The sequence below is a fragment of the Streptomyces sp. CC224B genome (genome assembly GCF_030010595.1).
GTDB lineage: Bacteria > Actinomycetota > Actinomycetes > Streptomycetales > Streptomycetaceae > Streptomyces > Streptomyces longispororuber.
The window spans coordinates 21,157-42,529 of record NZ_JASCXL010000048.1; the positions used below are offsets into that span (position 1 = coordinate 21,157).

The 21,373-nt window shown below is 74.5% G+C and carries 11 protein-coding genes; all 11 read right to left on the reverse strand.

The genetic code is table 11. The features are described from left to right. Positions 1 to 4 precede the first annotated feature (4 nt). The gene (locus QK440_RS20215; RefSeq protein ID WP_282794560.1) at positions 5 to 1,804 is read right to left on the reverse strand and encodes a non-ribosomal peptide synthetase; all 1,800 of its coding nucleotides are present in this window, start codon (positions 1,802 to 1,804) and stop codon (positions 5 to 7) included. Positions 1,805 to 1,904: 100 nt separating this feature from the next. Continuing rightward, the gene (locus QK440_RS20220; RefSeq protein WP_282794561.1) at positions 1,905 to 2,747 is read right to left on the reverse strand and encodes a fumarylacetoacetate hydrolase family protein; all 843 of its coding nucleotides are present in this window, start codon (positions 2,745 to 2,747) and stop codon (positions 1,905 to 1,907) included. A 17-nt stretch (positions 2,748 to 2,764) separates the two neighbouring features. Next, positions 2,765 to 3,805, reverse strand: a complete 1,041-nt coding sequence (locus tag QK440_RS20225; RefSeq protein ID WP_282794562.1) for a hypothetical protein — start codon at positions 3,803 to 3,805, stop codon at positions 2,765 to 2,767. Between the two features lie 79 nt (positions 3,806 to 3,884). Beyond that, a complete protein-coding gene (locus QK440_RS20230; RefSeq protein WP_282794563.1) occupies positions 3,885 to 4,661 on the reverse strand; it encodes a 2OG-Fe dioxygenase family protein in 777 nt (258 codons plus the stop codon). Positions 4,662 to 4,736: 75 nt separating this feature from the next. Further along, positions 4,737 to 5,708: an aspartyl/asparaginyl beta-hydroxylase domain-containing protein gene (locus QK440_RS20235; protein WP_282794564.1), complete on the reverse strand. Its 972-nt coding sequence runs from the start codon at positions 5,706 to 5,708 to the stop codon at positions 4,737 to 4,739. Positions 5,709 to 5,836: 128 nt separating this feature from the next. Beyond that, complete coding sequence (locus QK440_RS20240; protein ID WP_282794565.1) at positions 5,837 to 7,117, reverse strand: MFS transporter; 1,281 nt, start codon at positions 7,115 to 7,117, stop codon at positions 5,837 to 5,839. Then, entirely contained in the window at positions 7,114 to 11,088 is a 3,975-nt protein-coding gene (locus tag QK440_RS20245; protein WP_282794566.1) for a non-ribosomal peptide synthetase, read from the reverse strand. Before QK440_RS20245 ends, QK440_RS20240 begins: the two co-directional genes overlap by 4 nt. Before the next feature lie 10 nt (positions 11,089 to 11,098). Further along, positions 11,099 to 11,842 carry an alpha/beta fold hydrolase gene (locus QK440_RS20250; protein WP_282794567.1) on the reverse strand — a complete coding sequence of 248 codons (744 nt, stop codon included), beginning with the start codon at positions 11,840 to 11,842 and terminating at the stop codon, positions 11,099 to 11,101. A 152-nt stretch (positions 11,843 to 11,994) separates the two neighbouring features. Next, positions 11,995 to 12,207, reverse strand: coding sequence for an MbtH family protein (locus QK440_RS20255; RefSeq protein ID WP_282794568.1), 213 nt, complete (start codon positions 12,205 to 12,207; stop codon positions 11,995 to 11,997). A gap of 155 nt (positions 12,208 to 12,362) precedes the next feature. Further along, on the reverse strand, positions 12,363 to 13,343 hold the full coding sequence (locus QK440_RS20260) for a helix-turn-helix transcriptional regulator (protein ID WP_282794569.1): 981 nt from the start codon (positions 13,341 to 13,343) through the stop codon (positions 12,363 to 12,365). 43 nt (positions 13,344 to 13,386) lie between these two features. Further along, the gene (locus tag QK440_RS20265) at positions 13,387 to 21,363 is read right to left on the reverse strand and encodes a non-ribosomal peptide synthetase (RefSeq protein WP_282794570.1); all 7,977 of its coding nucleotides are present in this window, start codon (positions 21,361 to 21,363) and stop codon (positions 13,387 to 13,389) included. Between the last annotated feature and the right edge of the window lie 10 nt (positions 21,364 to 21,373).

A 21,373-nucleotide genomic window follows, 5' to 3' on the forward strand; every position in this document is an offset into this window, starting at 1 on the left:
CGCGCTACACGCTCCGCTGCGGCAACTGGTCGGTGAGCGCGCGCAGGTCCCGCGCGCGCAGCACGTCGCGCACCCCGGCGTCCAGCCAGCCCAGCTCGCGCAACGTCGCGACCAGCCGCAGCGTCGACGCCGAATCGCCGCCCAGGGCGTAGAAGTTGTCGTCGAGGACGGCGTCGTCGATCCCGGTGAGGCGGCCCACGAGGGTGAGCACCTGCTGCACGGGGGTGGACGCGGCGCCCTCGTCGCGGGCGCGGAGGCCCCGCAGAGCGTGGCGGTCGACCTTCCCGTTCGGGGTGTACGGCAGCGCCTCGACGCGGTGCAGCACCGAGGGGACCTTGTACGGGTCCAGGGCGCCTTCGAGGTGGCGGCGGAGGTCCCTCGGGTCGGCGTCGCCGAGGTAGTAGCAGACCAGCGCGTCGCCCCCGGTGTCGGCCGGTGTATCGCCCCCGGCGGCGGTCGGTGCGTCGGCCCGGGCACCGGTCGGTGCGTCGCCCCCGGCGCCGGTCGGTGTGCCGGCCGCTGTGCCGTCCGCGGTGCCTCCCGCGCCGTCGTGCGACTCCACGGTCACCACCGCCTCGACGACGGCTTCCGCCCGGCACACGGTGTTCTCGATCTCGCCGAGGTCCAGGCGGTAGCCGCGGAGCTTCACCTGGTGGTCCAGGCGCTCCACGAAGTACAGCTCACCGTCGCGGAGTTCGGCGACGTCGCCGGTCCGGTACTCCGTGCCGTCGCCCGCGGGGCCGAACGGCCGCACGCCATGGTCGGTCAGGTATCCGGCGGCCACGGCGGGCCCCGTGATCACGATCTCGCCCCGGCGCACCGGGCCGCCGGTTCCCGCGGGCGCGGCCTCTTCGCCGAGGTCGCGCAGGTGGTACGCGCCGTCGCCCACGAGGTCGCCGAGGGGCACCCCGGCACGGCACCGCGCCGGGTCGAGCGGGCCGGTCAGCAGGTTGCACACCGTGGTCTCCGTGGCGCCGTAGGCGTTGTGCAGCGTGGCCACCGCGGACCACTTGGCGACCACCGCCGAGCGGCAGGCCCCGCCGCCGTTGATCACGTGGCGCAGCCGCAGCGCGCCGCCGGGCTCCGTCGCGGTCAGCGCGAACGGGGTGGTCTTGAGGTGCGTGATGCCGAACCGCTCCAGGGTGTCCCGCAGCTCCGTGCCCGGCGCCAGGCGTGCCTCGTCCAGGACCACGAGGCAGGCGCCGGCCGTCAGGGTCCACAGGATCTCGGTCATGCACCCGTCGAAGGTGAGGCGGGCGAACTGCAGGGTCCGCGCGCCCGGCCCCACGGACAGCCGCTCGACGTGGTCCCGGACCACTGCGGCGAGCGGGCCCGGGCGCACCAGGACGCACTTGGGCTCGCCGGTCGACCCGGAGGTGTGGATGGCGTAGCAGAGCTCGCCCTCGACGTCGGCGAGCCCGTGCGCGGGACGGGGTCCGTCGGGGCACCAGGCCTCCGGGACGTCGGTGAGGTACACGTCGCCGTCGTCCCGCGACCGGGCCAGGCGGCGCACGCCGAGCAGCTTGACCTTCGCGGCGTTCGACGCCACGCTGTCGCGGCTGTCGAGGAACACGAACGGGCGTCGCGCCCGGAGCGCTCCGACCATCGCCGTGATCGCGCCGAGCCCCTTGGCCGCCTCGATCCCGACGAACGCGCCGGGTGCGACGTCCGCGCCCAGGTCGTCCGCGCACATCCGGGTCAGCTTGTCGAACTCCCGGTAGCTGACCGTCCGGTCCGCCGTGCGCACGGCGTCGCCGTCGGGATGCTCGCGTACCGCGCGTTCGAATCCGTGTATCAGGGACATGTGACTCCAGTTCCACTCGCCGCCGACGCGCAGGGCCGTACGGACGTGAGACAGCAGGGGCGTTCCCGGCGGACCGCGGCGGGCCCGCCCGCCTCCGGGTTCAGCCGACCGGGTGGGTGAGCGTGCCGACGCCCTCGACCACGGCCCGCACCGTGTCCCCCGGGCTGATCGGGACGGCGCCCGGGGTGCCGGTGCAGATCACCGTTCCCGGTGCGAGGGTCCGGCCCATGGTGAAGTACTCCACCAGGAAGCCCAGGTCGTACTTCATGTCGCGCGGCGTCGCCGCCGCGACCACCTCTCCGTTCCTGACGGTGGAGATCCGGATCGCGTCCAGGCTGTCGCCGGGGAACTCGTCCAGGGTCACCAGGGCCGGGCCGATGCTGCAGAACGTGTCGAACCCCTTGGCCCACGGGATGTAGCGGGGGTTCTCGCGGATGGCGTCCTCCGCCGTCATGTCGAGGACGGCCGTCACCCCGGCGACGACGGACCGCCAGTCGCCGCGGGGGACGTCCTTGCAGCGGGTGCCGACGACCAGCCCCAGCTCCGCCTCGGCGGTCACCCGCCGCGACTGGGCGGGCAGCCGGATGGTTCCGCCGTTGCCGACGAGGCACGACGCGGGCCGCAGGTACGACCCGGGGCCGGAGGCGGGCTGCTCGGTCTCCAGGTCGTCCGAGTGGCGCCGGTAGTTGAGCCCGGCGCCCCAGATGACGGCGTCGCCGTCGGCGACGGTGGCCGCGCCGGACAGGTCCGGGCCGGGGCCGGGGCCTTCGGAACGGGCCGCCCGCTGCCTGGCCCGGGCCTCCAGGTCGCCGAACCGCCGGTCCGCGAGCAGGTCCCCGATGCGGGTGAGGCCCTCGTACCCGCCGATCTCCCGCAGCGGGAGCCAGCGGTCGTCGACGCCCACGAGGACGTCCTGCCCGGTGCCGCTCTTGGCGAGCTTCATGGCGTCGCCCCCTTCTTTCAGTTCGCCAGTTGGAGTGGGCGCGGGCTCTCGCCGTCGGCGATGCGGGCCGCCGCCGCGTGGAAGTCGGCCGCTCGCGGGCTCTCCTCCGCCACCCCGACCGCGGTCTCCATGAGCCGGGCCGGGTCGGTGCGGTACTTGACGGCGAGCTCCTCGACCAGGGGGAAGAAGCCCGAGTGGATGCCGATCACCGCGCCGAGGACCTGCATCGCGCGCCCCTGCCCGATCACCCGCATGTTGACCCGGCACAGTTCGGCGAGCGCGGCCAGTTCCTCGTACGCGAACCGGTCCTCGCCCAGGAGGTTGCTGATCGCGGCGAGGGACTCGGTGGCGGCGTTGCCCGAGCCGCGGCCGATGCCGTTCAGCGTCCCGTCGAGCAGGGTGGCGCCCGCCCGGAAGGCGGTGACGGTGTTGATGTTGGCCAGGCCGAGGTTGTCGTGGCCGTGGAAGCCGACGACCGGGTACCGGTCGGCGACCGCGCCCACGTACCGTTCCACGGTCTCGGGGGTCATCGCGCCGTAGGAGTCGACCACGTAGACGCCCGCGATCTCCGGCCCGACGCCGTCGAGCATGCCGAGCAGCCGGTCGACCGGTGTGGCGCTGGACTTCATCAGGTTGAGGTGGACCTCGCCGCAGACGTCCGCGACCTCGCGGAGGTAGGGCAGGTGCTCCTGGACGCGCTCCGGTTCCACCCCGACCCGGACGAAGGACATCCCGCGGTCGCACATCTGCCGGATCGTCGCCGGCCGGGTGAAGCCGGGCTGCGCGAACATGCCCCAGGGCTTCGCGGACAGCGTCGACCGGGCGAGGTCGCACCAGGCGAAGTGGTCGATGTTCCCCGCCTTGATGCCGGTCCGCTCGGCCTCGAGACCGATCCCGTGACCGATCTCGACCCGGGCGACCGGGGTCTCGTCGAGTCCGGCGAGGAGCTCCGCCACGAAGTCCTCGTCGAACTCGAAGTCGACGGCGTAGGCACCGTCGCGCAAGGTGCAGTCGAGCAGTTCCATCTCGGACATCGCCCGGGATCGGCTGTCTGTCATGGGCCTTCGCCCTCCTCGGCTCGGCACGGACGTACACACGGACGTACACACGAACAGTCGGGTGGTGCGGGGCGCGGGCTCAGATGTGCTGCCGCATCGGGGTGAAGTCGACCAGGACGACCGCGCGCTCGCCCGTCTCCGGTCCGGCCCCGCGCCTGATGGGGGACACGTAGTGGCTGACCTTCTCGTCGGTGACGCCGTAGGACTCCAGCGGCCCGGTCAGTTCGAACTCGGCCAGGGCCTCGCCCGCGGGCACGTCCGCGGGCAGTCGGCCCCGGTACTTCGGCGGGGCGATCACGTTCACGCCGCCGACGACGTTGCTGCGGTACACCAGGTGCGCGAAGACGAACGGCTCGCCGTCCTGGTGGAGTTCGTTGGGCGAGGAGATCGCCTCGTGCCCGGGGTCGTCCACCGCCAGCTTGATCAGGTGCACCCCGACGTGCAGCGGGAAGGCCGCGTCGTCCTGCGACCAGCGCGTCTGCGCGAAGTCGAAGGAGAGGATGTCGTGGATGATCGGGTTGTTCCTGGCGGTCTCCGTCATGGCGGGCAGCTTGCGGACCACGCCGACGTACTCGGGGTTGTGGTCGGCCTGGTAGTAGCCGTTCATCCAGCCCTCTTCGCCGATGTGCGTGTCCGGTATCCACGTGAACTCCCGCGACCACGGCAGGAACACCCCGCGGGCGTAGCGGCGGTTGCGGCCCGCCTCGGTCGCGTAGGGGTCCGGCGGCAGGTCGGCGAATTCGGCGCGCAGGTTCTGGAACACGGCGTCGGATTCGGCGATCCCGAATTCCGTGGCGAGGTCGTAGCGGGCGAATCCGTGCTCGACGAGGGTGGTCGTTTCGGTGAGCGTCTGCATGACTGTCCCAAGCGGTAGTCGGAAAGGGTGGGCTGCGGGGCTTCGGGGGGCTGCGGTGGCCGACGGGCCGGGCCGTCAGGCCGCGGCGAGCCGGTGGGCCGGGCGGACGACCACCTGGCGCCGGCGTCCGCACCGGGTGGAGAGCTCCACCCGCGGGTTGTCGTCGAAGAGGTCGAGGCGGAGCAGCCGCTCCTCGCTCCAGCCGAGCAGCCGGAACTCGCCGGCGCCCAGGTGCAGCAGTTCCACCGGCGCGCGCCCCGCGACGCGCAGCACGAGCCCGCCGTCCTCGGCGGCCACGTCGGCGACGAGGTCGGTCTCCTCGTCGTCGACCACCTGCAGGCCCCACTCCATGAAGGACAGCGGGACGGCGAAGCGGCAGCCGAACTCGTCGAGCTCGGGCCCGGTCAGCGGCAACACGGGCCGGTAGTAGGCGATGTCGCTGGCCGGAAGGAGGGCCCGGAAGCTCTCCGGGAACAGCGACAGCAGCCTGTCGTTGGTCGCGCAGTCCGCGACCAGGTGGATCCTGGCCCGGTCACCGGTGTTGCGCACGGAGTGCGGCCGGTCGAAGTCGGCGTACCAGAGCGTGCCCGGCTGCCACCGCTGTTCGACCCCGTCGACCACGAGGACCGCGCCGGGGTTGGTGACCAGGGGGATGTGCAGCCGTACGTAGCCGTAGGGCAGGCCGATCGGGGTGTCCGAGTGCTCCGCGACGGACACCCCGGGGGCCAGGGCCATCAGGCGGACGCTGCGCAGTTCGGTACCCAGCTCGGCCAGGACCTGTCCGAGGTAGGGGGCCTTCGCCATCAGGGGGGTGTCGGCGAACCCGTCACGTCCCGGGCCGCCGGGGTCGGTCCGCCGGACGTCCCCGTTCGGCGCGCGCAGCGAGAGGACCTTCCAGTCCACGTCGGACTCCTCGCCGACGACGCCGTCCTCGAAGGACCGCTGCCGTGCCCAGAATTCGGAGTTCCCGAGTTCCGCGAGATCCGCGTTCAGCCGGTCGATGTCCAGGTCGTCCCGCAGCATGACCGCCGCCGGGAGATTCCGCAAGGATCCGCTCTCCTGCATGAAAGCCTCGCTTCAATGAGCTTCGTTCGCTTGTGCCTTGCTGTCGATATCCTACGTCCGCGCAACTCCGGGAAAAGGTTCTCGCGGTGCGCGGAAACGGCCAGGACTCTTTAGGACATGGCCTTTTCGGCGGCTTCCAAGGAATTCACGCGCGTGGATTCCGGGAAATCGCGCATGGTGCGGATCGGGCTGAACAGCAGAACGGCCGTCGACAGGACCTGCAGCCCGCTCATCATCCACAGCGTCCGGCGGACACCGGACACCGAGCCGAGCGCGCCGCCGAGCAGTCCGCCGACGGCGATGGCGCCGAAGCTGATCACGGCCGTGCTCGCGCTGATCCGCCCGATCAGGTCCGGTGGGCAGTACCGCTGCCGGAAGGTGTCGGTGATGATGCTCGCCGCGACCACTCCGGCGCCGGCGCCGACACCGCCGACGACGAAGAAGGCGAGTCCGGCGCCCGGGCCGGTCAGGGGGAAGAGCAGGGTGAAGGGTGCGGCGGCCACCTGGCAGAGCAGTGCGGCGCGGGCGGTGCCGAAGCGCCGGGACACCCGGGGGGAGACCAGCACTCCGAGGAGGCCGCCGAGGCCGCACAGCGTGAGCACCGCGCCGACCACGGCCTCGCCGGCGCCGACCGTCCGCACCAGGAAGGCCACTTCGATGGAGCTCATGCCGGTCAGCGCGATGTTGGACACCGCGCTGAACAGCGCGAGGGTACGCAGGACGGGGTCCCGGAAGAGGAACCGCAGGCCGTCGCCGACCTCGGTGCGCAGGCGCCGCCGCCGGACCGCCGGGGGCGGCGGCTCGGTCGCCGGGATCGCCCGCAGGCAGAGCCAGGACACCACGAAGCTCAGCGCGTTGGCCAGCAGCCCGGTGACGGCGCCGAAGGCCTGCACCAGCAGGCCGGCCAGGCCGGGTCCGGTGACCTCGGCGGTCGACTCGCTGCCCTGCAGCCGCGCGTTGCCGGCCAGCAGCTCCTCGTCGCCGAGCAGCGTCGGCAGGTACGCGCGCTGCGCGGTGGTGAAGAAGACGTTGGCGCACCCGCCGGCGAAGGCGGCCAGGAGCAGGTGGGGGATGGTGAGGACGCCCGCCCAGGCCGCGGCCGGGACACTGGCGAAGGCGACGAAGGAGACGGCGTCGCAGACCAGCATCACCGGGCGGCGCGGCAGCCGGTCCACCCACGCGCCCGCGGGCAGGCCGAGGAGCAGCCAGGGCAGGTAGGCGACCGAGGTCAGGAGTCCCACGACGAGGGTGTCCGCGTGCAGGGTGAGGACGGCGACCAGGGGCAGCGCCACCACCGCGATGCCGTTGCCGAACAGGCTCGTGGTCTCCCCGAGCCAGAACAGGCGGAACGCGCGCCCGGACACCGCGCCCGGTCGGGGCTCGCCGGTCATCGCTGTCCCGCCGCGGCCCGCGGGCCGTCGAGGCGGGCGAGTTCCGCGGCGAGGACGGCGCCGATCCGCGCGATCGGCTCGGGCCGGGTGATCTCGCCGTGGGCGCAGGCGATCTCGTGCACGTCGAGCCGTCCGGTCACGTGGTCCCGCCAGGACTCCGGCGCGGGCGCGTCCTGCGGCCTGCCCTCGGTGGCGGAGAAGAACACCGCGTCACCCCGGTACGTGCGGGGCTCCAGCTCCCCGTAGATCCGGTCGTTGTCCACGAACACCCGGGCCAGGGCGGCGGCCTCCGGCCGGGTCAGCCGTTCGAGCGCGCTGCCCGGCCGGCGGAGCGCCCGCTCGTAGTCGTCGGGGCCCAGCGGTCCCCCGCCGCACGCGGGCGGGTCGTACCCCAAGGACTCCAGGAGCTCGGTGTACGCCTCGGAGCTGCCCTCGGTGAGGGGCCGGTAGCCGGGTACCGCGGCGGGCGGGTAGCCGTCGAGCAGGGCGAGCAGGTCGACGCGGGCCCCCGCGGCCTGCAGCTCGGTGGCCATCAGGTGGGCGACCACGGCGCCGAAGGACCATCCGACCAGGCGGTAGGGCCCCTCGGGCTGGACGGACCTGATCCGCTCCACGTAGTCCTCGACCATGTCCCGCCAGGGCCGGCCCGTCGCCGCCGCGTCGGTGAGGCCCCGCGCCTGGAGGCCGTGGACGGGGATGTCGGCGTCGAGGTGGCCGAGCAGGCCCGCGTAGCTCCAGCCGATGCCGGCGGCCGGATGGACGCAGAAGACGGCGGGCCGGCCGGCTCCCGTCCGCAGCGGCAGCAGCGGCGACAGCGGGTCGTGCCGCGCGCCGGCGGCGAGCCGGTCCGCCAGGCCGGCCGCGGTGGGCGCCTGGAACAGGTCCAGGACGGTGAGGTCGCCGCCCAGGACCGTCCGCACCCGGGCGAGCAGCCTGGTGGCGAGCAGGGAGTGGCCGCCCAGGTCGAAGAAGCTCTCCTCGGCGCCGACCCGGCCCAGGCCGAGCACCTCCGCGAACAGGGTGCACAGGACCTCCTCGTAGGGTCCGCGAGGGCCGCGCGACGCCGGGCGGTGCGTGAGGTCGGGGGGCGGCAGCGCGCCCCGGTCCAGCTTTCCGTTGGGCGTCATCGGCAGCCGCTCGACCACCTGGAGGAAGGCCGGGACCATGTGGTCGGGCAGGACCGTGGACAGGTGCCTGCGCAGGTCGCGCGGGTCGGGCGCCCGGTCCTGCGCGGGCTGCACATAGCCCACGAGGCGCTTGTCGCCCCCGGCGGCCCCGTGCACGGCCACGGCGGCCTGCGCCACCTCCGGGCACCGGGCCAGCGCGGCCTCCACCTCGCCGAGTTCGATCCTGAAGCCCCGCACCTTGACCTGGTCGTCGATGCGGCCCAGGTAGTCCAGCCTGCCCCGGTGGTCCCAGCGGACCAGGTCGCCGGTGCGGTACATGCGGCTGCCCGCCTCGCCGGGCGCGGCGAAGGGGCAGGCGACGAAGCGTTCGGCGGTCGCGCCCGGACGGTTCACGTAGCCGCGGGCCAGGCCGGGCCCGGTCACGTACAGCTCACCGGGGACCCCGGGCGGGACGGGGCGCAGCCGCTCGTCGAGCACGAAGACCCTGGTGTTGCCGACCGGCGTGCCGATCAGCGGGTGCGGGCTGTCCGCGGCGTCCCACCACAGCGCGTCCAGGGTGCACTCCGTGGGGCCGTAGAGGTTGAGGCAGCGCGTGCCGGACGCCTCCCGGACGCGGGTCCACAGCGTCCGTCCGGCGCCTTCCCCGCCGAGCAGCAGCACCGGCGGCACGTGGGGTCCGGACAGCAGGCCCGCGTCGAGCAGGTGCTCCGCGTAGGTGGGGGTGACGTCCAGGACGTCGATCCCCGCGGTGTGGACGTAGGCGGTCAGCGCGTCGGCGTCGCGCCGTACGTCGTCGCGGACCACGTGGAGTTCGTGTCCGGCCAGCATCCAGAACAGCGCCTCCCACGACGTGTCGAACGACAGCGATGCGGTGACGGCGGACCGCAGCCGCCGGCGCGTGGTGGCCTCGGTCCGCGCGATCAGCCCGTCGCGGTGGAAGGCGTACAGGTTGCTCAGCGCGGAGTGCGGCGTCAGCACGCCCTTGGGGCGGCCGGTGGAGCCGGACGTGTAGATGACGTACGCCGCGCTGGACGGCAGGACGCGGCACTTCGGGCCGTCGGCCACGGGGCCGGCCGGTGTCCCGGTCCGGTCGACGAACAGCGCGGGCACCGCGCCGAAGTCGTGGGCCGCGGCGGTCGCGGTGTCCGTGACGACGACGACCGGCGCGGCGTCCCGCAGCATGTGCCCGATGCGGTCCGGCGGGTATTCGAGGTCGAGGTGCAGATAGGCCGCGCCGGTCCTGAGGACGGCCAGCATCGCCACGACGGACTCGGCGGAGCGGGGCAGGGCGAGCCCGACCAGCCGCTCCGTCGTGGCGCCCGCGGCGCGCAGGCGGCGCGCGAGGAGGTCGGCGCGGTCGTCGAGCTCGGCGAAGGTGAGCCGCGTGGTCCCGCACACCAGCGCGGTCGCCCCCGGTGTGCGCGCGGCCTGCGCCGCGAACACCTCCGGCACGGTGGCCGACGGCGCGGGCCCGGCGGTGTCGTTCCACGCGACGAGGACCTGGTGGCGGTGTTCGGCGGAGAGCGGGTCGGCTTCGCCGATGGGGCGGTGCGGGGCCGACACGAGCTGTCCGAGGAGCCGGGGCAGGGCGTCGGCGATCAGGTCGGCGGTGGCCCGGTCGAACAGGCCGGTGGCGTACTCCAGGGCGCCGTCGATGCCCGCGGCGTCCCCGTCGGGCGTGTGGTGCTCGCGGAAGTCCGCGGACAGGTCGAACTTCGCGACCTTCCCGTCCAGGTGCTCCTCGACGCAGGTCAGGCCGGGCAGCGACAGCGTCCCCTCCTGGGCCCGGGACAGGGTCAGCATGACCTGGAAGAGTGGGTGCCGGGCCAGGGACCGCTCCGGGTTCAGGTCCTCGACCAGCCGCTCGAAGGGGACGTCCTGGTGGTCGAAGGCGGCGAGGTCCGCGTCCCGCAGGCGGTGCAGCAGCTCGCTGAAGGTCGGGTCACCGGACACGTCGCTGCGCAGCACCAGGGTGTTGACGAAGAAGCCCACCACGTCCTCCAGCGCCTCGTCCAGGCGCCCGGCCACCGCGGTGCCGATCGGGATGTCCGTCCCGGCCCCGAGGCGGGAGAGCAGCACCGCGAGGCCCGCCTGCAGGACCATGAACGTGGTGCACCCGTGGTCGGCGGCGACCGCGAGCAGGCGGCGGTGCAGTTCGCCGTCGAGTTTCAGCGGCACCCAGTCCCCGCGGTGGTCGGCCACCGCGGGGCGCGGGCGGTCGTACGGCAGGTCCAGCTCGGCGGGCAGCCCGGCGAGGCGCTCCCGCCAGAAGGCGAGCTGCGTCGCGAGCAGGCTCTCCGGGTCGCCCTGGTCGCCCAGGAGTTCGCGCTGCCACACCGCGTAGTCCTGGTAGGTGACCGGCAGGGGCTCCCACCGCGGCGCCCGCCCCGCGGCGCGGGCCGCGTAGGCCGTGGCCAGGTCGTCGAGCAGCGGCTGCCAGGACCACTCGTCGCAGGCGATGTGGTGCAGCACCAGCGCCAGGACGTGTTCGCGCGGCGCCACCGTGAACACCGCCGCCCGGACCGGGAGTTCCGTCGTCAGGTCGAAGCCGCGGTCGACGGTGGCGGAGAGCGCCTCGGCGAGCCGGGGTCCCTCCTCGCACCCGGCCACGTCGAGCTCGGGCCGCCGGTCGAGCACCCGCGGCACGGGTTCGCCGTCGACCGCCGGGTACACGGTGCGCAGGACGTGGTGCCGGTCGGCCAGGTCGCGGAGCGCCGCGGCCAGGGCGGCGCGGTCCAGGTCGCCTCTCGCCCGGATCACGAGCGAGCAGTTGTAGACCGCCGACCGGCCGTCCACGCGGTTCAGGAACCACAGCCTGCGCTGGGCGTAGGACACGGGGGGCACGGGTCACTCCTCAGGAGGCGGAGCCGGTTGCGGCGGGACGGGCGGGACGGATCAGGCTCGGCAGGGCCCGCCAGATCTCCGGGGTGTAGAAGTGGCCGCCGCCGAGCACGTCGTGCCGGTACGGGCCGGAGGTCAGGCCGCTCCACCGGGCGCCGGCGTCGGCGCCGATCAGCGGGTCGTCGGCACCGGTGAACACCTGGAGCGGCACGGTCACCGTGGCGCCGGAGTAGGCGAAGGTGTCCCGGACGCCGATGTCGGCCCGCATCAGCTCAACGGCCAGTTCGGTGAGGTCGTCGTCGTCACGGACGTGCGGGGGCAGCAGGCCGTAGGTGCCCATCCACTCCAGGATGCGGTCGTCGCCGTCCTGGTGGGCGGGGAGGCGTTCGCTGTCGGTCAGGCCCCGGTCGGGAGCGTTGCAGGAGGAGAGGACGAGCGCGTCCGGCCCCGGCGCCCCGGCCCGCTCCAGCCGGGCGGCCACGTCGAAGGCCAGCCAGCCGCTCATGCTGTGCCCGAAGAGGACGTACGGGCCGAGGCCGGCGGTGGACAGCGCCCGGGTGACGCCGTCGGCCAGCTCGTCCCAGTCCCGGGCGAAGGGCTCGGTGAACCGCCCCTCCCTGCCGGGGTAGCAGAGCACGACCAGGTCCGTCCCGGCGGGCATGCTCGTGGTCCAGGGCCGGTACGCGGCCGTGCCGCCGCCGAAGAAGCTCAGGCCGACCAGCGTGCGCCCGGCGCCCGGCGCCCGGTGCAGGGGCACCACCGTGGTGTCCCGGACGCCGTTCGGAGTGTCCCGTCCGCGGTTCGCAGTGTCCCGTCCGCGGTTCGTAGTGTCCCGTACGCCGTTCACCGGGACGCCCCGGCGGGTATCGGCCCGGCCCCGGGGGTGCCGGTGGCGTTCGCTGCCATCGGTCAGGCCCCGTTCATCGCGGCCACGAGGCTCGCGGGCCGCATGTCCGTCCAGTGCTCCTCGACGTGGTCCAGGCACGCGGTCCGCGTGGCGGCGCCGAACGCGGTGGACCAGCCGGCGGGCACGTCGATGGCCGCGGGCCACAGGGAGTGCTGCCGCTCCGCGTTGACCAGCACGAGGTAGGAGCCGTTGTCGTCGTCGAAGGGGTTGCGCACGGAGGTGTCCTTTCCAGGGGGCCGGGCCGGACGTCGAGGACCGGCCAGCGGCGTGCGTGGGGTGGGAGGTGGTGCGGTGGGCTTGGGCGGCGGTCGGAGGCGGCCCGGGCGGCCTCGACGGCGGCGGTCGGGGCCGGGCGGCCCGACCCCGGCGGTCAGAGCCAGCCGAGCCGGGCGGCCTTGACCCCGGCCTCGAAACGGCTGCGGGCGCCGAGGCGCTCCATCAGCGCCGCCATGATGCGGCGGGCGGTCCGGTGGGAGATGTGGAGCCGGGCCGCAGCGGCGGCGTCGGTGCACCCCTGGGCGACCAGCCCGAGCAGGGCCAGTTCCGTGCCGCTCGGGGCGTCGCCCGCCGCGGGCCGGACGGCGTCCAGCGGGGTGGCCGACGACCAGGTCTGTTCGAACAGGACGAGCAGCGGGGTGACGAGGCCGGGGTCGGTCACGTGGAGCGCGCCCGCCGCCGGGTCCCGCGGGTCGGCGGGGACCAGGGCGACCGCGCCGTCGACCAGGGTCAGGTGCGGCAGCTCGGCCGCACAGGCGCGGAACTGGCCCCCGTTGCCGGTCAGCCAGCGCACGTGGGCCAGCGTCGCGGCGTCGTAGGAGCCGGTGTCCGTGCCGACGGTCCGGATCGACACCGAGCGGCTCAGCAGCGCCGCGTCGTTCCGGCGCGACGCCATGAGCTCCGGCGCCGACCGCGCGCCGCCGGGCCGGAAGGTCAGCACCTCGCGGGTGGCCTCCCCGGCCAGGCGGTCCACCCGGCTCTGCACCTCGTCCCTGCCCAGGAGCCGCTCGACCTGCTCGGCCCTGCCCGACAGACCGGACGCCCCGGACATGAGCAGGCCGACGACCTCGGCGTGGGTCTCGGCGAGCCGCCGCTGCCGGCGCATCAGCTCCTCGTGCTGGCCGGCCAGCGACTGCCGCAGGCCCAGGACCGGGTCGACCGCGGTGAAACCGCCCGGCACCTCGAAGGAGTGCCGTACCAGGCCGAGTTCGAGCAGCCGGTCGAGGCAGGCGCGGACCAGGTCCGGCGCGACGGCCAGCCGGTGGGCGATCGCCTCGGCGTCCGGCGCGGGCGAAGTGCGCGTCTCCCGGTACACCGCTTCTTCCGTCAGTTCCAGTCCGAACATGGTGAGCATGGGGTCCGTCTCCCAGGTGTGTCGGTGTCCGTACGCCCTGCGGTCAGCGCGCTGTGGCCGGCCGCAGCGCCGGGCGGGCGGGCCGGGCGGTCGCCAGGTACGCGGCGACCCCGGCGACGGTCGGGGACCGGAAGAACGCGCGGACCGGCAGTTCGAGCCCCAGGGCCGAACGCACCCGGGAGATCAGCTTGGTCGCCAGCAGCGAATGCCCGCCCAGGGCGAAGAAGTTGTCGTCGGCGCCGACCGAGTCCAGGCCGAGCACCGCGGCGAACAGCTCGCCGAGCACCTCCTCGTGCGCCGTACGCGGTCCGGCGGCGGCCGGTACCGCGTCCCCTGCCGGAGCCGGGTGCCCGGCGACGGCCGGTGCCGCGTCCCGCGCCGGAGCCGGGTGCCCGGTGGCGGCGGGGGCCCGCCGGTCCTGGACCGGGGGTACGTCGAGGTCGGCGATCGGCCGCTCCGGGTCCTCGGCGGCCTGCTGGAGCAGACGGCGCAGGCCGTCCGCGAGCCGCTCCCCCGTCGAGGCGTCGAACAGCGCGGTCGCGTACGTCAGGGCGCCGAAGAGTCCGGCCGGTGCCCCGTCCCGGTCGAGCCGCTCCTCCACGTCGATCACCAGGTCGAACTTCGCGGTGGTCGACGGGACCGGCCACTCGGCCGCCCGCAGCCCGGGGAACGCGGGCCCGTCGGTCGCGTGCTGGAGCTGGACCATGACCTGGAAGAGCGGGTGGCGGCCGGGCGAGCGGGGCGGGTTCACCGCTTCGACCAGCCGCTCGAACGGGACGTCCTGGTGCTCGTAGGCCGCGAGGTCGGTGGCCCGGACGCGGCGGAGCAGCTCCGCGAAGCCGGGGGTGCCCGAGACGTCGGTCCGCAGGACCACCGTGTTGACGAAGAACCCGACCACGTCGTCGAGCGCGCTGTCCGTGCGGCCCGCCACCGGGGTGCCGATCGGGATGTCCGTCCCCGCGCCCAGCCTGCTGAGCAGAGCGGCGCATCCGGCCTGGAGCACCATGAACAGGGTGCAGTGGTGCTCCTTGGCGAGCGCGAGCAGGGCGCGGTGGAGTTCGGGGCCCCACACGACGGCCGCCGACCCTCCCGCGAAGTCGCTCGTCTCGGGCCGGGGCCGGTCCGTGGGCAGGGCCAGCTCCACCGGCAGGCCGTCCAGTGCGGCCCGCCAGTGGCCGAGCTGACGGGACAGCAGGCTGTCCTGGTCGTCCTCACCGCCGAGCAGGTCCCGCTGCCACAGCGCGTAGTCGGCGTACTGCACCGGCAGTGCGCCCCACCGGGGGGCCTCGCCCCGGGTGCGGGCGGCGTAGGCGGTGGAGAGGTCGCGCAGGAGCGGTCCGAGCGACCAGCCGTCGCAGACGATGTGGTGGAACACCAGGAGCAGGAGGTGGTCCTCCGGGCCCGTCGCGAACAGGTGGGCGTTCAGGGGCGGTTGCGCGGCCAGGTCGAAGCGGTGGTCCGCGGCCGCGCGCACCGCCGCCTCGACGTCGGCCTCGGACACCTCGTGGCGCACCGGCTCCGGCCGGGCCTCCCCCGGCACGAGCACCGACTGCACCGGCCGGTCGCCCTGCTCGACGAAGACCGTCCGCAGGCTCTCGTGCCGGTCCGTGACGTCGGAGAGCGCTTGGGCGAGGGCCCCGCTGTCCAACGGCCCGGTCAGCCGCAGGGCGACGGGCAGGTTGTAGCTGGTGCCCGTCTCCTCCCAGCGGCTCAGGAACCACAGCCGCTGCTGGGCGTAGGACAGGGGCAGGGCGTCCGGGCGGTCCGCCGCCCGCAGCGGCGGGCGGGCGGGCAGCATGCCGTCGAGGCTCTCCGCGAGGCCGGCCACGGTCGGGGTGGCGAACAGCAGCCGGGCCGGCAGCTCCACGCCGAGGACGGAGCGCGCCTTGCTGCTCAGCCGTACCGCCAGCAGGGAGTGGCCGCCGAGGTCGAAGAAGCCGTCGTCGATCCCCACCGTCTCGCGGCCGAGCACGTCCGCGAACAGGCCGCACAGGAGTTCCTCGCGGAGGTCGCGCGGCGCGCGCCGGGTGCCGACGGGGTACGCCGGGCGCGGCAGCGCGGCGCTGTCCACCTTTCCGTTGGGTGTCAGCGGCAGTTCGTCGACGACCACGACCGCGGCGGGCACCATGTGGTCCGGCAGGTGCTGCCGTGCGAAGTCGCGCAGGCGCCGCGCGTCGAGTGCGGTGTCCCGCGCGAGCACGTATCCGACGAGGCGCCTGTCCCCGGGGTGGTCCTCGCGCAGGACCGCCACCGCGTGGGCGACGCCCTCGTGGCGGGCCAGGACCGCCTCGACCTCGCCGAGTTCGACCCGGAAGCCGCGGATCTTGACCTGGTCGTCGGCGCGGCCGAGGAACTCCAGCGCGCCGTCGCCGGTCCACCGGACCAGGTCGCCCGTGCGGTACATGCGCCGGCCCGGGTCGAACGGGTTCGCCACGAACCGTTCCGCGGTCAGTCCGGGACGGTTGACGTAGCCGCGCGCCACCTGGGCGCCCGCGACGTACAGCTCGCCGACCACGCGCGGCGGTACGGGCCGCAGTCCCTCGTCGAGCACGAACACGTCCACCCCGGCGATCGGGCGGCCGATCAGGGGCCGGTCGCTCTCGTCCGACGACCAGAAGCAGCTGTCCACCGTGGTCTCGGTCTGCCCGTAGATGTTGTAGACCGTGAGGCCCTCGGTCTCCCGGACGCGTGCCCACAGCTTCTCGCCCACCGTCTCCGCGCCGGTCATCACGACCGCGGGCGGGGTGCGGGCCGGGTCGAGCATCCCCTGCCGGATCAGTTCCTCGGCGTAGCTGGGCATCACGTCGAGGGCGTCGATGCCGCACCGGTCCAGGTACCGGGCCATGGCGGCGGGGTCGCGGCGGGTGTCGTCGCCGATGAGGTGCAGTTCGTGGCCGGCTGCCTGCCACAGCAGGCCGACGACCGAGGTGTCGAAGGAGAGGGACGCCGTCAGGGCCATCCGGCAGCGCCGGGAGCCGCGGGTCCGCTCGGCGGTGGCGATGACCTCCGCGCGGTAGAAGGCCAGCAGGTTGGCGAGCCCGCCGTGGGTCACCATCACGCCCTTGGGGCGGCCGGTCGACCCCGAGGTGTACACGACGTAGGCCGGATGGTCCGCGGTGACCGCGGTCCCGAGCTGCTCCGAGGGCGCGTCGTCGGGCGCGGGGGCGTCGACGAGCACCGGGTCGCGGGCGGGCAGCGACGCGGCGGACACGCTGTCGGTGACGACCAGGGCGGCGCCGGAGTCCTCCAGCAGGTAGGCGATCCGCCGGGCCGGGTACGCCGTGTCGACGAACAGGAACGCGGCGCCCGACTTGTGTACGGCCAGGAGCGCGACCACCAGGTCCACGGACCGGGGCAGGGCGACCGCCACCACCCGGTCGGGTCCCGCGCCCCGGCGCACGAGGCGGTGGGCCAGGCGGGTGGCGCGCGCGTCGAGTTCGGCGTAGGTCAGCGCGGTGTCCTCGAAGACCAGCGCCGTCGCGTCCGGCGTGCGGGCGGCCTGCTCCTGGAACGCGTCGGGCAGGAACGTGGTCTGCTGCGCGGGCGCGGGGCGCCCGGGCAGGAGGCGGCGCCGCTCCTCGGCCGAGAGCACGTCGACGGCGCCGATCGGCCGGTCCGGGGCGGCGAGCACCTGCTCCAGGAGCCGCCGCAGGCGCGCCACGAGCTGTTCGGCGGTGGTCCGGTCGAACAGCTCGTCGGCGTACTCCAGGTAGCCGGTCAGGCCGGCCGGTGCGCCCTGGGTGTCGCGTTCGTCCACCAGTTCAAGACTGAGGTCGAACTTGGCGGCGTCCCAGTCCACCGGGGCCCGCTCGGCCTTGAGGCCCGCGAAGTCCGGGGCGGTGGTCTCGGCGTGCTGCACCTGGACCATGACCTGGAACAGGGGGTTGCGGGACAGCGACCGCTCGGGCCGCACGTCCTCGACGAGGCGCTCGAACGGGACGTCCTGGTGGGCGAACGCCTCCAGGTCGGTCTCCCGGACCCGGCGCAGCAGTTCGGCGAAGGCGGGGTCGCCCGCGGTGTCGGTGCGCAGCACCAGGGTGTTGACGAAGAACCCGACCACGTCGTCGAGCGCGCTGTCCGACCGGCCGGCCACCGGGGTGCCGAAGGGGATGTCGGTGCCCGCGCCCATCCGGGTCAGCAGCGCCGCGAAGCCCGCCTGCACCACCATGAACAGCGTGCAGCCGGCGGACCTGGCGAGGCCGAGCAGCCCGGTGTGCAGCTCCGGTCCCCAGTGGACGGCCACGGTGCCACCGGAGTGTGCCGCCACCGCGGGGCGGGGCCGGTCCACCGGCAGCGTCAGCTCGGCGGGCAGATCGGCCAACTGCGCGCGCCAGTAGTCCCGTTGGCGGCTCAGCAGGCTCGCCGGGTCCTCGGCGTCGCCGAGCAGCTCCCGCTGCCACAGCGTGTGGTCGGCGTAGCGCACCGGCTGCGGCGGCCAGGCGGGCGCGGTCCCCTCCCGGCGGGCGCTGTACGCGAGGCCCAGGTCCCGCAGGAGCGGGCGCAGGGACCAGCCGTCGGCCGCGATGTGCTGGACGACCAGCAGCAGTACCTGCTCCTCGGGGCCGAGCCGGAACAGCGTGGTCCGCAGGGGCGCGTCCTCGGTGAGGTCGAACCGGTGCCGCACCCGCTCGGCCACGGCGTCGGCGAGGCCGGGCGGCGCCACCTCGACGACCTCGATCCCGGGGACCGCGTCGAGCACCACCGGGCGCGGCTCGCCGCCCTCCTCGGGGAAGACCGTGCGCAGGCTCTCGTGCCGCTCCGCCACGTCGGCGAGCGCCTGTGCCAGGGCGTCGCGGTCCACCGTCCCGGTGAGCCGGACCGCGACGGGCACGTTGTACGTCCCTTCGCCGCGCTCCATCCGGTTCAGGAACCACAGCCGCCGCTGGGCGGACGACAGCGGCACGGGCTCCGCGCCCGCGCGGGCGGTCAGCGCCGGGCGCGCGGCCCCGGTCAGCCGGGCGAGGCCGGCCGCGGTGGGCGCGGCGAACAGGTCCCGGATCTCGAACCCCTCGCCCAGGACCGACCGGACCCGGGAGAGCAGCCGGAGCGCGAGGAGGGAGTGCCCTCCCAGGTCGAAGAAGTCGTCGTCGATCCCCACGCGGGGCACCCCGAGCACGTCCGCGAAGAGCGCGCACAGGATCTCCTCGCGCGGGCTCCGCGGTTCCCGGGCGGCGCCCGCGGTCCGGTCGGGCTCCGGCAGGGCGGCCCGGTCGAGTTTCCCGTTCACCGTCGTCGGCACGGCCTCGACGAGGGCCACGGCCGCGGGGACCATGTACTCGGGCAGGCTCTCCGCCGCGAACCGGCGCAGCTCCCGGCCCGTGAGCCCTTGCGAGCGGGACACGGCGTACGCGACCAGGCGGGGGTCGCCCGGCCGGTCCTCCCGGAGGACGACCGCGGCCTGGGCCACCTCGGGGTGGCCGGCCAGCACGGCCTCGACCTCGCCGGGCTCCACGCGGAAGCCCCGGATCTTCACCTGCGCGTCCGCGCGGCCGACGTACTCCAGCTCCCCGTCGGCGGTCCACCGGACCAGGTCACCGGTCCGGTACATCCGCTCCCCCGCCGTGAACGGGCAGGCCACGAACCTCTCGGCGGTCAGCGCGGGCCGCCCGGTGTAGCCCCGGGCGAGCTGGATCCCGCTCAGGTACAGCTCACCCACCACCCCGGGCGGCACCGGCCGCAGCGCGCCGTCGAGGACGAACGCCGACACGTTGGCCAGCGGCCGGCCGATGGGCACCGTACGCCTGTCGTCGCCACGGCGGCACGGCCAGTAGGTCGCGTCGACGGCGGCCTCGGTGGGGCCGTAGAGGTTGTGCAGCTCGGCGGTGCCGAGCGTGGTGAACAGCGCGCGTTGCGTCGACGCGGGCAGGGCCTCGCCGCTGCAGACGACCAGGCGCAGGCTCGTGCAGCCGGCCGCACCGGGCTCCTGGAGGAACGCGTGCAGCATGGGGGGCACGAAGTGCGTGACGGTGACCGCCTCGCGCCGCATCAGATCGGCGAGGTAACCGGGGTCGCGGTGTCCGCCGGGCTTCGCCACGACCAGGGTCGCGCCGGAGATCAGCGGCCAGAAGAACTCCCAGACCGACACGTCGAAACCGGCCGGGGTCTTCTGCAGCACCCGGTCGGCGCCGGTGAGCCGGTACTTCCCCTGCATCCACAGCAGGCGGTTGACGACGGCGGCGTGCGGGACCATGACGCCCTTGGGCCGCCCGGTGGAGCCGGAGGTGAAGATGACGTACGCGGGGTGCGCCGGACGCGGCGGCACCGGCCGGGCGGGAGCGGGCGCGACCGGCTCGTCGAGCAGCAGCTTCGGCAGGGAGCCGGGAAGGGCGCCGGCGCCCTGCGCGTCGGTCAGCACCAGGACCGGCTCCGCGTCCTCGACCATCGCGGCGATCCGCCCGGCGGGGTGGTCCAGGTCCAGCGGGAGGTAGGCCGCGCCCGCCTCGACCACGGCGAGGACCGCCACCACGAGCTCCACCGACCGGGGCAGCGCCACGGCCACGACCCGCTCGGGTCCCGCGCCCGCGTGGGCGAGCCGTGACGCCAGGCGGGTCACGCGGGCGGCCAGTTCGGCGTAGGTCAGGCGCGCGTCGGGCGCCACCAGGGCCGTGGCGTGCGGTGTGCGCCGGACCTGCTCCGCCCACAGCTCGGCGAGCGTGACCCCGGGCAGCTCGACCGCGGTGTCGTTCCACTGCCGTACGACCTTCTCGTGCTGCTCGGGCGGGAGCAGGGTCAGCGCGGCGAGCGGCTGGTCCGGGTCCGCGGCCACCTGTTCGAGGAGCAGCCTCAGGCGCGCGGCGAGGCCGGCCGCCTCGGCGGCGGTGAACAGGTCCGGACGGTAGTGCAGGCGCAGGGAGAGCCGCTCGCCCGGTTCGACGGCGAGGGTCAGCGGGTAGTGCGCGCTGTCGCGGAAGGTGACGCCGACGTCGAGGTCGCCGTCGGGCGAGTCGACCTTGTAGTCGTGCATCGGGAAGTTGTCGAAGACCACGTTGGTGTCGAAGAGCGCGGTGGGGCACCCGGTGAGGCGCTGGATGTCCGTCAGGCCGAGGTGGTCGTGGTCGAGCGACGCGGCACGCCCCGCCTGGATCTGCTCGAACAGCGCGCTGACCGAGGCCGCCCGGTCCAGGCGCACCCGCACCGGGACCGTGTTGATGAGCATCCCGATCATCGAGTCCGCGCCGGTCAGCTCCGCCGGGCGGCCGCTGACCGTCGAGCCGAACACGACGTCGTCGCTCCCGGTGAGCGAGCCCACCAGGACGGCCCACACCCCTTGGCACACCGTGTTGAGCAGGACGTGGTGGTGCCGGGCGTGCGCGGTGAGCAGCGCCGTCGTCTCCGCCGGCAGCAGCACCGCCACCTCCTCGGGCGGCGGTCCCGTCCGGGAGTCGGCGGGCGCGACACGGGTGGGTTCGTCGACCCCCTCCAGGGCCGCCGCCCAGTGCCGTTCCGCGGCGTCCCGGTCCTGGCGCGCCAGCCACGCCAGGTAGTCCCGGTACGGGCGCACCGGCGCCAGGCCGGCGGTGCCGCCGCCGCGGGAGTACACCGCGAACAGCTCCTGGAACAGCAGGGCGAAGGACCATCCGTCCAGCAGGAGGTGGTGGGCGGTGACGAGGAGCCGGTGGCGGTGGGCGGTGTGCCGGGCGAGGGTGAACCGGATCAGCGACGATCCGCCGACGTCGATGCCCAGCGCCCAGTCCCGCTCGGTCAGTTCGGCGAACCGCTCCCGCGCGTCGCCTTCCTCGCCCAGGTCGGTCTCCCGCCAGTCCAGGCGGGCGTCGCGGCGGACCACGCGTATCGGTTCACCCGACGCCCGGTGGCGGAATCCGGACCGCAGCGTGGCGTGGCGCCGCAGCACGGTTTCCGCGGCCGCCCTCAGGAGCGCGGTGTCCACCGGTCCGTCGAGGTCCACCGCGAATTGCGCGAGATAGGGACTGTGCTTTTCCCGGTCGAACGACGCGTGGAAAAGCAGCCCTTCCTGCAGGGGCGACAGGGGAAGGACGTCCTCGACCACTGATCGGCTCATGTTCTGTGCC